Raw genomic sequence first — 10,641 nt, 5'->3', positions numbered from 1 at the left:
ATGCTGCGCCCCATCCGGTCGGGGCGCAGCGATCAGTTTCAGAACAGACCCGAAAGCCGGGTGTAAAGTTCGTTCACGGCCAGCGCGAGGAAGGCCAGCGCACAGATTACCAGCATCAGGTTGGTCAGAGGTTTGTTGCGCCATTGGGCGGGAACGCGGTCGGTGTTCAGGATCCACAGCAGGGTGATCGCCATGAACGGCATGAACAACGAGCCCAGCACCCCGTAAGCCAGAATCAGATAGACCGGCTTGCCAAGGAACATCATCGCCATCGGCGGAACCGTCAGCCAGAAGATATAGGCCTTGTAGTAACGGCCACCCGCCAAGCGGTCGGGATGGTCATGCGGTTTGCCCTGAACATGGCCGGCGAAATCGGCAAACATCAGGCTGACCCCGTTCCAGACGCCGACGAGCGAGCTCATCGAGGCCGCAAAGAAGCCCAGCAGGAACAGCTTGCTCATGAAGGTGCCGTAACGCTCGCCCAACACACCGGCCAGATCGACCATGCCCTGATCGCCTCCGCCAATGGCAATTCCGGCAGAGTGCAGCAGCTCGGCGCCGACAATCAGCGTCGCAATCACGAACAGGCCCGTCACCAGATAGGCGATGCCGTTATCCAGACGCATGACCCGCATGAAGCGCGGCGTGGTCCAACCCTTTTCACGCAGCCAATAGCCATAGGCGGCAAGGGTGATCGTGCCGCCGACGCCACCTGCGACACTAAGGACGTTGATCATCGCGCCTTGCGGGATCGTCGGAACCAGACCGGTCAGGATCTCGCCCAGATTGGGCAAGGTGCAGGCCGCAGCGACGATCATCGTGACGAACATCAGCACGACCATCACGGTCAGGACTTTCTCGAACAGATCATAGCGGCCCGACCAGACCAGTGCGAGGCCCGCCAGCCCCGACAGGATGCCCCAGACAGCGACGCTGAGGAACGGGAACAGCGAATACAGCGCTAGTCCTGTTCCTGCCATGGCGGCAGCACCGTAAACGAAGCCCCAGATGACGATATAGGGGCCGAAATACCAATGGGTCCAACGGCCAAGGCTACTCCAGCCTTCGAAGATGGTATTGCCGGTGGCAAGGCTGTAACGGCCCGCGCCCTCGACAAGGATGACTTTCATGATGCAGCCCGCAATGACCGCCCAAAGCAGGGCGTAGCCATATTTGCTGCCAGCAACGGTGGTTGCGATCAGATCCGCGGCACCGACACCTGTCGCAGCCACGACAAGACCCGGACCGACAATGTTCCATTTCGGCTCTGCGGCCGTCGGATGATCGTTTCGGTTCGCCATCCTTGCCTCCTCTCATTGTAATTCAGATTCCATCCCGCGGCATCCGGTAAATGTATACCATTGGATACCGTCGATTCGCGGAAACTGGTTACAGGTCAGGAACCCGAGGGGAAACCCGAGAAAGGCCTGTTGGCGCAATCATTACAGGTATCGCGCCGCATCTGCCAAATCCTGAGGCGAGTTGAGGTTCAGGAAGGGATCGACCGGATTGCTGTTGAAGACCGCGCGCCCCGGATCATAGGCCGCCGCGAACTGACCGGTCCGGTGCAGCCCCGATTCCAGTGCAGCATGCAGGTCATCAGCCAGACCGACCGGCCATAACCCGCATGTTGGATGATCGCGCAACTCTCCGTTCGGGGCTTCGCTGGCAGCGATGGCCAGCCCGTTGCGTCCCTTGGCCTCGCGCAGGCGGTGGACCAGATCCTGCGGCAGGAAAGGGGTATCCACGCTGACGCTGACCACGCAATCCATACCTTGCGCTGCCGCCCACTCCATTCCTGCCAGAATCCCCGCAAGTGGCCCAGGAAAGCCCCCGAATCCGTCGGCAATCACCGGCAGGTCATAATCCTCGAACTGGTCGGGATGACCGTTGGCATTCAGGGCCAGCAGATCACATTGCGGGCGCATCCGCGCGATGACCCGCGACAGCAGCGTTTCGCCTGCCAGCAGCCGCAGCCCTTTATTGCCGCCGCCCATGCGGGTCGACAGCCCTCCGGCCAGAATGATCGCGGGGGGACGGCTCATTTCAGACCCGCCTGAATTGCCCGTGCCAGCGCAAAAACCCGCTGTTCAAGAATGACGGGTGTTTCACAGACATAAGTCAGCGATTGCTGCCGGTCCTGAAAAATCCTCATATCCCAGTCGAGCTGTTTTTCCGTTTCGTCGATGGCATCGAAATCAGGCTTCTCTGCTTTTTCTAGTTCCGTCATCTTGGCGCGGTGATCCTCGATCCGATTGGCCAAATCCACCTGCTTGTGCCCGTAGCGCGCGATCCCCGAAATCAGTGCGCTGCGCTGCGGGTCCACCCGATCAAAGATCGCCACCATCAACGCGGTCAGTTTCCGGTTATCCGCCCCCGAAGCAAATTCGCCGATCTCGGTCGTGGCCTGCTCGATCGGCAGGCGACGCTGCTCAAGCCGCTCGGCCAGATGCGCGATTTCGGGCATGCTTGCCATGGCGCGGATTGCATCGTCGGGCTCGGGACCGGACCACATCTGCCCCAGCGAAAGGTGCGGCTGCTTGCGCTGGATACAGGGCCAATCGGGATCGGTGCTCGACTCGGCATGTGCGGCGGTTGCACCGGTCAGTACAAGCGCCAGAATGAACCCCTTCATAATCCCCCCTTTCGTCGTGCCCAAAGTCCCTTGGCCGGATCATACATGAAGACCGCCGCACCGAAGAACAGGATCAGGCATCCCGTCACCACCGAAAAGGACAGCAGATCTAATTTCCCGTAAAGGGCAAAGCGGATCAACTCCACCGCATGGGTGAAGGGATTGACCGCGCAAATGTCATGCAAAAGAGTCGAGCTTTCCCGCATCCGCCATAGCGGGTACAGCGCGGTCGAGGCAAAGAACATCGGGAAGATGACGAAGTTCATCACGCCGGCGAAGTTCTCCAGCTGCCGGATGGCCGAGGACAGGAACAGCCCCATCGCCCCCAGCATCAGCCCCGACAGGACCAGCGCGGGCAGAACCGTCAGATAGCCGATCAGCGGCGGCTCGACATCCCAGAACCACGCGATGGCAAGGAAGGTATAGACCTGGATGATCGAGACGATCACCCCCGCCACCAGCTTCGAGGCCAGCAGGAACCAACGCGGAAACGGACTGACCAATAGCGTCCGCATTGCCCCCGTCTCGCGGTCATAGACCATCGAAAGCGAGGACTGCATCCCGTTGAACAACTGGATCATCGCGACAAGGCCGGGGGTCACGTAGACCTCGTACAGCACATAGGTCTGGTAGGGCGGCGTGATGGACAGGCCCAGCACCGCGCGAAATCCGGCGGCAAAGATGAACAGCCAGACCAATGGCCGGACCAGAGCCGCAAGGAAACGCCCGCGCTGGTTGACGAAGCGCAGGGTCTCGCGCCGCGCGATGCCAAGGAATGCGGTCAGCCACATGCGTGGGGTCAGTTCATGGCTCATGTGTTTTCACCCGTGAGCCGCAGGAAGGTCCGGGTCAGATCGCCGCCTGCCGTGATGTCCTGGGCCGATCCATCGGCCAGAACCTGCCCCTTGTGCAGGATGACAAGACCGTCCTCGGGGCGGATTTCATCCATGATATGCGTGGCCCACAGCGCCGAAACGCCGCTGCGGGTCAGGTCGCGGGTCAGTTCCACGACCTCGGCGCGGGACTTGACGTCAAGGCCCACCGTCGCTTCATCCAGCAGCAGGATCTCGGGGCGATGGATCAGCGCGCGGGCGATTTCCGCGCGCCGTTGCTGCCCGCCCGATAGGGCCGAAACCTTGGCTTGCAACCGGTCCGAGAGGCCCACCATAGCCATGACCTCGGTTGCTCGGGTCATGGCCTCGCGGCGCGAGATCCCGTGCAGGGCAGCATGATAGGCAAGGTTCTGCGCCACGGTCAGATCGGTATCAAGCGAGCGGGACTGGAACACGACGCCCAACCGCGCCAAAGCCGCACCCGGTGCGCGGCGCAGATCATGCCCCGCTACCTCAATGCGGCCCGAGGCATTGTCGTAAAGCCGCGTGACCAGCGAGAACAGCGTCGTCTTGCCCGCGCCGTTTATGCCCAGAAGGGCGGTAAAGCTGCCGCGCGGCACCGTCAGCGAGACATTCTTCAAAGCCTCGAAGCGACCGAAATTATGGCTGACATTCTGGATGGAAAGTGCGTCTTGCAGCATTATGGGCGGGTCCGGACCAGACCCGCACCTCCTTTTGCGTTACTGGATGTTGAAGACGGCCTGCTGGGTTTCGCCATGCGAACCGGGAATGGACAGCGTATAACGTCCCGGAACAATAGCAACGAAACTCATCGTGGCCGTGCCCGCATCGTCGAACTCCAGCGAATGCACACCCGTCGGACGGATCTCGATATCGTTGACGACGATTTCGTTGACCCAGACCGAGCGGAAGAAGTCACCGCCCGAAAGCGCCAGTTCCTGACTTCCGTCAGCGGTGATGTCGATGCGGTAATAGCCACCCGATTTCAGCTTGTATTCGGCGCTGGCGACCGGCTTGCCCGAGGCCAAAGTCAGGGGCGCAAGCTGGACGCGGTTGTCACGCGCCAGCATCCCCGAGAAGCCGTAGTCGAACTTTGCGCCGGCCTCATGCACTCCCTCGGCAGCGGCGGTCTGCTCCTCCTCCTCGCCTTCTTCTTCGCCTTCCTCCATCTCGGCGGCTTCGGCCTTGGCGGCGGCATCAGCCGGTTTCTCGGGCGGGGTTTCCTGCGCATAGGCGGGGGCCGAAAGGCCCGCCATCAGCATCAGAATGGTCAGCAATCGTGTCATGTTTTCCTCCTCCGATTATGATTATTCAGTTGGGCGCGACCACCACGCCCCAAGGCTGCTGACCCACGGGGACGGATTTCACGACCTTGTTTTCGGCGACGTCGATCACCGAGACGTCGTTCGAGTTACCGTTCGTGGTGAACAGGTATTTCTCATCCGGCGTGAAGCCCATCTGCCAGACGCGCTGGCCGACCAGCAGGTAATCCTCGACCTCGTCGGTTTCGCCATTGATGACCGCGACGCGGTTCGCCGGACCAAGCGCCACGAACACCTTTTTGCCATCCTTGGTCACGCGTACGCCGACGGGTTGGATCGCCTCGGGCAGAACGCCGGGAATGTCGAAGGTGATCTTCTTCTCGATGGCCTGCGTTTCGGGATTGATGACGCTGACCGTACCGCCGATCTCGGCGCTGACGTAAAGCTTTGTTCCGGCGTCATTATATTGAGCAAAGCGGGGGCGGCTGTCGACGAGGACGTTGGCGAAAATCTCGTAGGTTTCGCTGTTGATGAAATGCGCCATATTGGTGGTTTCCGAGGTGTTGATGACCACCTTGCCATCGGGACTGATCCCCATGCCCTCGGGTTCGACGCCCACCGGAATTTCCGCCAACATCTTGTGGGTCTTGGTATCGACCACGGTCACAAGGTTGTCGTCCTCGTTCGCGATGTAAAGCGGATTGCCCGACGGGTGCAGCACGAACAGTTCGGGGTCCGGCCCAGAAGGCAGCGTGTGCATTTCCTCCATGGTTTCGGGGTTGAAGACCCGCACCAGATCGTCATCCGAGGCGCAGACATACAACTCCTTGCCGTCTGGGCTGATGGTAATGCCACGGGGACGGGCGCCGACGGGGTAATGACCGATCACCTCGAGCGTGGTGCTATCCAGAACTGTGACGTCATTGCCCTTTTCGTTGCTGACGAAAACGCGGTTCGCCAGCGCGGGGCTTCCCAGCCCAAGGCAGATCGCCGAGGTCAGGATGGCAGTCGAAAGATGTTTCATCTGTGGCCTCAGAATTTGCATTGGGTTTCGGGACGGTCGATGCCCAGCGTGTCCAGCGCCGAGGTCTGGTGCAGATATTGGTCCTGCGGACTGACCGAGGCGGTCACGTCTCCGGTGGTCAGCAGGATCGGTTGACGCAGCTGGTGGTCCCAGTCGCGCATCGTCAGTTTCTGACCCTTGAAACCCGCGACCTCGAACTTGTCAGAAAGCATGAATTCCTTGAGCATGGGCGCATCGGTGCTTTGGGTCCGCGTTGCGGCCTCGCCGATCATGCGCAAGGCAAGCCATGTCTGGTAATCCTCGTCCCACATACGGCGGGTGGCGAGTTTTTCGAAACGGTTCTGGAATTGCGTCGCGCCCCAAGCCTCCAGCGCGGGATGCCAACTATGCGGTACCAGACCCGCCGAACCCGTCACCGGCCGCGGGTCCCATGTCTGATAGGGCAGCCATGGCGCGAAAATCCCCGCCTCATCCGCCGCCACAACGACATCGTGTTCCTTGGCACGTTGAGTGAATACCGGCATTTGCTGCTGGACCTGCACATGGCCGCTATCCGAGCGCCGCCCACCGCCGGTATCTTCGTAGGTTCGTTCCTCGACGATCTTCGCCCCGAATTTGGTTGCCGCGCGGCGATAGGCATCCGCCAGCGCGATATCCTCGGGGTGGCTGCCTGCGATCAGGAACCAGTTCGTCCATTTTTTCCACATCAGGAACTGTGCCAGCCCATCGGCCAACATGGCGTGGCTGGGCGCGGTGTGAATCATGTTGAAGCGGCAATCCGCCCCGCGCAGACGATCCCCCCGCGCGCGGGCATTGAAGATCAGCGCCTTGTCGCCCGCCTGATCCGCCAGTTTCAGGGTCTGCTCTTCGTTTGCCAGCGTCACGACGAAGCTGACGCCTTCGGCCAGCAGCTTGTCCAGTTCCGCGCTGGCAGTTTCGGGCGTCGCCGTGATCTCGGTGGCGTCAAAGTCCTGCCCCATGAAGCGACCCGTGGTGTCATTGTCCTCGATCGCGAGCCTCGCACCGGCGAAACCCAGATCCCCGGGCGGAGTGTCCAGACGCGAGATCGGCGGCAGTTCCGGCATATCGACGCGCAGCACTGCAGCCTGCACGGTCTGAACCGTTTTCTGCGCGGCTGGCTGCTGCGCATTGGCAGGGGCAGTTGCAGACAACCCCGCCAAAAGTATGATGATTCTGCCCTTCATGACCGTCCTCCCCTAGGCATCATGGCGGGGGAAACGGCCCGCGCCAACCCGGCAAAGACCCCGACCCGACTCGGGGAAAATCACCCGATACGTTTGTCGTATGGACGCAACCGGACGCTGCGGGGCAAGGTCCGGATATCAGGCGCACTATCGCTGCGGGTCCAAAGGCCCGCCCCGCGCCTTACCGGAGGAGACTGCAAGATGAACCGATTTCTGGCCATGACACTTGGCGCGACGATGGCGCTGGCGGGTGCGGCACATGCCCATGGTCCGGTGCGGCTGAAGCTGGAGCTGGATCAGAAATTGAACGCCTCGCCCGACGAGGTATGGGCCGCAATCGGCAAGTTCGAGGATATGAGCTGGCATCCCGCAGTCGATAAAGTCGAGATCAAGGGCGATGGCTCGGTCGACCAACCCGAGAAATCCGAACGGGTCTTGCATCTGAAAGCCGAAGCCGGCGACCCTACCATCACCGAGATCCTGTCCAAGATTCAGCCCGACAAGCGCTGCTACGGATACCGGATCGAAGCGGTCGAAGTCTCGGTCCTGCCGGTCACGAACTATGCCTCGACGATTTGCGTCAAGGACGATGCGGGCAAAGCGGTGGTCAGCTGGAAAGGCGGCTTCTATCGCGGTTTCCCCAATAACAACCCGCCCGCCGATCAGAATGACGAGGCGGCAATCGCTGCGGTCACCGGAATCTATCAGGCAGGTCTGGATGCGCTGGCCGAAAGGTTCGGCAAGGCCGAATGATCCGCGCAGTTTCCGCGCTGGCGGTCGGACTGTGGGCCGGATCGGCAGGTGCTGCGGATCTGGCCTTCGTGACGTCTCAGAACGCGGATGCCGTGTCGGTCATTAATCTGCAATCCGGCAAGATACTGGCCGAAACCCCTGTCGGGGGCGCGCCCGCCCCTGTGGCTTATGATCCTGACCATCAGCGGGCCTATGTCATATCCGCCAAGACCGGAAGGCTGACGGTGCTGGATGAAAGCGGCGCGGTCACCTTGACCAAGGACTTTCCCGAAGGTGCCTTCGGTCTGGCTGCAACGAAAGACGGAGGGGTGTTTGTCACCGATTGGTATCAGGCGCGTCTGTTTCGGCTGGATGCGTCGTTGCAGCAGCTTTGGACCGTCCCGACCGGTAAGGCCCCTGCAGGCGTGGCGACTGACGGCAGGTTGGTGGCTACGGCGGATCGGGACGAGGATCAGATCTCGGTCTATGACACGGAAACCGGCGATTTGTGGGTGCGGGTCAAGGTCGGGAAGCATCCCTACGCGATAACATTCCATAAGGGGCTGATATGGACCGCTGATGTGCGAAGCGATACCGTCAGCGTCGTCGATCCGGTTCAAGGCAGGATGATCGGACAAGTCCCGACCGGCAGTCACCCCTATGGTATAGCTTTTGCCAAAGGACGCGGTTTCGTGACCAATCAATATGCGGGAACCGTGACCGTCTTTGATCCCGATACACGGGCGCAACTCGCCACGCTCGAAACCGGAGACTATCCCGAAGGGATCGCTGCTCTGCCCGATGGTTCGGGCGTCGTGGTGGCGCATTGGGATTCGAACAATCTGGTCTGGATCGATGCCGCGACGCTATCGGTCACGCACGAATTAGACCTGCCGGACGGTCCGCGCGCCTTCGGAGAGTTCACGGGTCGCCAGCACTAGCCGGAACCAGCGTGCCACCCGCTTTTTCCCAGCCGTCCGAGCCTTCCGGAAACCAGATGACGCCGGAATATCCCATGGCGACCGCGCGTTTCGCTGCATTCCAGCTCATCCAGCAGTCGGTTTTGCAAAAGATCACGACCAGAGCGGATTTGTCGCCCTTGGTCGCGTCCTCCAGCCCTTTTGTCAGGCGGGCATCTTCGGCCGGAGCAAGACGGTCATAGCCGGTGTCATAAAGCCAGACCGCGCCCGGAATGGTTTGATGGGCCGGGCTGTTCCAGATCGTCCCTGCGGGCAAATCTGCGGGACGCTTCTGTCGCGGCATCACGTCCAGAAAAGGCACTCCTTGCTGATGCAGAAGCTGCGCCTCGGGCAAAGTGACCACCTTGGCACCGGTTAAGGTGGCGGGCACCCCGGCGCGATAGGGTTCGCCACGATAACCCTGCGGTTCGGCAACTTCGGCGACAGCCGATCCGGCTGCCAAGATCAATAAAATGGCAGCCAAAAAATTCATTGCTTCAGTTCCTTGCCGTAATCATCAAGGATCGGCACACCCGCATCGCGCAGGATCGCGTCGATTTCGGCCTGATTGCGGCGGATCAAGCTGTTCAACTCACGTTTCCAGGCATCCTCACCCAGACGGACCCCCATGGTGATGCGATAGAACATCTTGGGGCCGGTGGTTTCCTTGAGAAGCGGGGTGAACTGCAGATCGGGGTTCTGCTTGACCAACGGTCCGGCCAATGGCCCCCACAGCACGGCAGCACCCAACTCGCCGGATTTGACCTGCGCCAGCATGTCGCCGACGGGGTTCTCGACCCGACGATCAACGAACAGATCCCAGCCCTTCATGTTTTTGGCCAAACCCGCCCGCGCCATATTCGTTGCCGGAGGCGTACCCGCCACAACGCCGATCGGCTGATCCTTGAGCGCGGGATCTTCAAGCGTATCGACCGATGCCAAGGGACTATCCTTGCGGGTCACGATGCCATAGGCCGAGGTATAATAATGGTTCGTGTTCAGAACCATTTCGTCGCCTTGGGCGTAACCCATGACAATGTCGCAAAGCCCCGCCCGCAGGGTCTTGCGAATGAACCCCGAGCCTTGCGGAAACCAGGTATATGTCACCGGCATTCCAAGCTTTTCTCCCATAAAGGCGGCAAGCTTGTTTTCGAATCCCTTGCCATCCTCGGACGACATCGGAACCGCCGCCGGATCGGCGCAGACCCTGAATTCGGTATGAGAGCGCAGATCGGCGACCTGCGCCGAAGCGGTCGAAACCGCTAGGCAGGCCGCCGCTATGGCTGGCAGAATGTGATGTCTCATCATCCTTCCATGCAGGAATTTTCCTGCGTCGTGAAATCGTCGGACTTCGCTTCTTTCTTGGCCGGACGACCGCGCGGCAGATCGCCAGCGCCACGCGCCAGAAGATAGACGTAGATATCGTCGATATAGCACCAGACGTTCTTGTTGGTGCCGAATGCCGGCATCACAAGGTTGTTCGCCTTGCTGACCTCTTGCTTGCCCGAGGCGACGATCTCTTGGAACTGGTAGTAATCCATCGTCAGAACCGAGTTCTTCAGCGCCGGTGCATAGGTCGACCCCTCGCCATCCGGACCATGACAGACGTGGCATTCCGCTGAATAGCGCCGATACCCCGAGAAGGTCGCGTAATCGATGGTGCCGTCCTCGGCAGTCTTGAAGGTCGGGATGCCCTCGCTGTTGTACCAGCGCCCGTTCTCCATGTGGTCGGGGGTCATGTCCTGACCGTTGGGCAGCACCAGCTTTCCGCCCTCGGCCTTGACCACTGGGGCATCTCCGGCGGGTGCCGCTACGGGCGCATTGCCCGAGGTCGCCGCAGCCGCACCCGCCCCCGCCTGAGCCGGAGGCGTCGTATTGTCCTGCGCAACGGCCGTCTGGGCCATGGCGGTCGTCGCAACACATGCGACACAGATCGCCATCAGTCTGGCGGTCGTCCTGTTGATCATGAA

The 10,641-nt window shown here is 60.9% G+C and carries 13 protein-coding genes; 2 read left to right on the top strand and 11 right to left on the bottom strand.

The window, feature by feature from the left end; translation table 11 throughout:
* Window positions 1–38: 38 nt before the first annotated feature.
* From GL286_RS11290 to GL286_RS11255, 8 genes are all read right to left on the bottom strand, one after another.
* Window positions 39–1,301 (bottom strand): Nramp family divalent metal transporter, encoded by a 1,263-nt coding sequence (locus GL286_RS11290; protein WP_155095664.1) that lies wholly within the window; start codon window positions 1,299–1,301, stop codon window positions 39–41.
* 141 nt (window positions 1,302–1,442) lie between these two features.
* A complete protein-coding gene (gene mobA, locus GL286_RS11285) occupies window positions 1,443–2,045 on the bottom strand; it encodes a molybdenum cofactor guanylyltransferase MobA (RefSeq protein ID WP_155095663.1) in 603 nt (200 codons plus the stop codon).
* On the bottom strand, window positions 2,042–2,635 hold the full coding sequence (locus tag GL286_RS11280; RefSeq protein WP_155095662.1) for a hypothetical protein: 594 nt from the start codon (window positions 2,633–2,635) through the stop codon (window positions 2,042–2,044). The genes mobA and GL286_RS11280 overlap by 4 nt, the downstream gene beginning before the upstream one ends.
* Window positions 2,632–3,450, bottom strand: coding sequence for an ABC transporter permease (locus GL286_RS11275; RefSeq protein ID WP_155095661.1), 819 nt, complete (start codon window positions 3,448–3,450; stop codon window positions 2,632–2,634). Before GL286_RS11275 ends, GL286_RS11280 begins: the two co-directional genes overlap by 4 nt.
* Complete coding sequence (locus GL286_RS11270) at window positions 3,447–4,169, bottom strand: ABC transporter ATP-binding protein (protein WP_155095660.1); 723 nt, start codon at window positions 4,167–4,169, stop codon at window positions 3,447–3,449. Before GL286_RS11270 ends, GL286_RS11275 begins: the two co-directional genes overlap by 4 nt.
* Window positions 4,170–4,208: 39 nt before the next feature.
* Complete coding sequence (locus GL286_RS11265; RefSeq protein WP_155095659.1) at window positions 4,209–4,775, bottom strand: cupredoxin domain-containing protein; 567 nt, start codon at window positions 4,773–4,775, stop codon at window positions 4,209–4,211.
* A gap of 25 nt (window positions 4,776–4,800) precedes the next feature.
* Complete coding sequence (locus GL286_RS11260) at window positions 4,801–5,775, bottom strand: YVTN family beta-propeller repeat protein (RefSeq protein WP_155095658.1); 975 nt, start codon at window positions 5,773–5,775, stop codon at window positions 4,801–4,803.
* A gap of 8 nt (window positions 5,776–5,783) precedes the next feature.
* On the bottom strand, window positions 5,784–6,980 hold the full coding sequence (locus tag GL286_RS11255; RefSeq protein WP_155095657.1) for an ABC transporter substrate-binding protein: 1,197 nt from the start codon (window positions 6,978–6,980) through the stop codon (window positions 5,784–5,786).
* Between the two features lie 201 nt (window positions 6,981–7,181).
* Between GL286_RS11255 and GL286_RS11250 the strand changes: the two genes are divergently transcribed.
* Both GL286_RS11250 and GL286_RS11245 read left to right on the top strand, forming a co-directional pair.
* Window positions 7,182–7,733, top strand: a complete 552-nt coding sequence (locus GL286_RS11250) for an SRPBCC family protein (RefSeq protein ID WP_155095656.1) — start codon at window positions 7,182–7,184, stop codon at window positions 7,731–7,733.
* The gene (locus GL286_RS11245) at window positions 7,730–8,653 is read left to right on the top strand and encodes a YncE family protein (RefSeq protein ID WP_155095655.1); all 924 of its coding nucleotides are present in this window, start codon (window positions 7,730–7,732) and stop codon (window positions 8,651–8,653) included. Before GL286_RS11250 ends, GL286_RS11245 begins: the two co-directional genes overlap by 4 nt.
* Here GL286_RS11245 and GL286_RS11240 read toward each other — a convergent pair.
* The 3 genes from GL286_RS11240 to GL286_RS11230 are packed head-to-tail and all read right to left on the bottom strand — an operon-like array spanning window position 8,634 to window position 10,638.
* Window positions 8,634–9,164, bottom strand: coding sequence for a PQQ-dependent catabolism-associated CXXCW motif protein (locus GL286_RS11240; RefSeq protein ID WP_155095654.1), 531 nt, complete (start codon window positions 9,162–9,164; stop codon window positions 8,634–8,636). The genes GL286_RS11245 and GL286_RS11240 overlap by 20 nt on opposite strands.
* Window positions 9,161–9,976 (bottom strand): substrate-binding domain-containing protein, encoded by an 816-nt coding sequence (locus tag GL286_RS11235; protein ID WP_425496095.1) that lies wholly within the window; start codon window positions 9,974–9,976, stop codon window positions 9,161–9,163. The genes GL286_RS11240 and GL286_RS11235 overlap by 4 nt, the downstream gene beginning before the upstream one ends.
* Entirely contained in the window at window positions 9,976–10,638 is a 663-nt protein-coding gene (locus tag GL286_RS11230; protein ID WP_155095652.1) for a c-type cytochrome, methanol metabolism-related, read from the bottom strand. The genes GL286_RS11235 and GL286_RS11230 overlap by 1 nt, the downstream gene beginning before the upstream one ends.
* Window positions 10,639–10,641: the final 3 nt, after the last annotated feature.

The sequence above is a fragment of the Paracoccus aestuariivivens genome (assembly GCF_009711225.1).
In the GTDB taxonomy this organism is placed as follows: Bacteria; Pseudomonadota; Alphaproteobacteria; order Rhodobacterales; family Rhodobacteraceae; genus Paracoccus; species Paracoccus aestuariivivens.
The sequence above is the reverse complement of the archived record's forward strand: the minus strand, read 5'-3'. Positions and strand labels throughout refer to the sequence as shown.

What these genes read in the sequence shown, in the direction of transcription:
- GL286_RS11290 (WP_155095664.1), bottom strand. Translation starts at nt 1,301, where the DNA reads ATGGCGAACCGAAACGATCATCCGACGGCCGCAGAGCCGAAATGGAAC.
- mobA (WP_155095663.1), bottom strand. Translation starts at nt 2,045, where the DNA reads ATGAGCCGTCCCCCCGCGATCATTCTGGCCGGAGGGCTGTCGACCCGC.
- GL286_RS11280 (WP_155095662.1), bottom strand. Translation starts at nt 2,635, where the DNA reads ATGAAGGGGTTCATTCTGGCGCTTGTACTGACCGGTGCAACCGCCGCA.
- GL286_RS11275 (WP_155095661.1), bottom strand. Translation starts at nt 3,450, where the DNA reads ATGAGCCATGAACTGACCCCACGCATGTGGCTGACCGCATTCCTTGGC.
- GL286_RS11270 (WP_155095660.1), bottom strand. Translation starts at nt 4,169, where the DNA reads ATGCTGCAAGACGCACTTTCCATCCAGAATGTCAGCCATAATTTCGGT.
- GL286_RS11265 (WP_155095659.1), bottom strand. Translation starts at nt 4,775, where the DNA reads ATGACACGATTGCTGACCATTCTGATGCTGATGGCGGGCCTTTCGGCC.
- GL286_RS11260 (WP_155095658.1), bottom strand. Translation starts at nt 5,775, where the DNA reads ATGAAACATCTTTCGACTGCCATCCTGACCTCGGCGATCTGCCTTGGG.
- GL286_RS11255 (WP_155095657.1), bottom strand. Translation starts at nt 6,980, where the DNA reads ATGAAGGGCAGAATCATCATACTTTTGGCGGGGTTGTCTGCAACTGCC.
- GL286_RS11250 (WP_155095656.1), top strand. Translation starts at nt 7,182, where the DNA reads ATGAACCGATTTCTGGCCATGACACTTGGCGCGACGATGGCGCTGGCG.
- GL286_RS11245 (WP_155095655.1), top strand. Translation starts at nt 7,730, where the DNA reads ATGATCCGCGCAGTTTCCGCGCTGGCGGTCGGACTGTGGGCCGGATCG.
- GL286_RS11240 (WP_155095654.1), bottom strand. Translation starts at nt 9,164, where the DNA reads ATGAATTTTTTGGCTGCCATTTTATTGATCTTGGCAGCCGGATCGGCT.
- GL286_RS11235 (WP_425496095.1), bottom strand. Translation starts at nt 9,976, where the DNA reads ATGAGACATCACATTCTGCCAGCCATAGCGGCGGCCTGCCTAGCGGTT.
- GL286_RS11230 (WP_155095652.1), bottom strand. Translation starts at nt 10,638, where the DNA reads ATGATCAACAGGACGACCGCCAGACTGATGGCGATCTGTGTCGCATGT.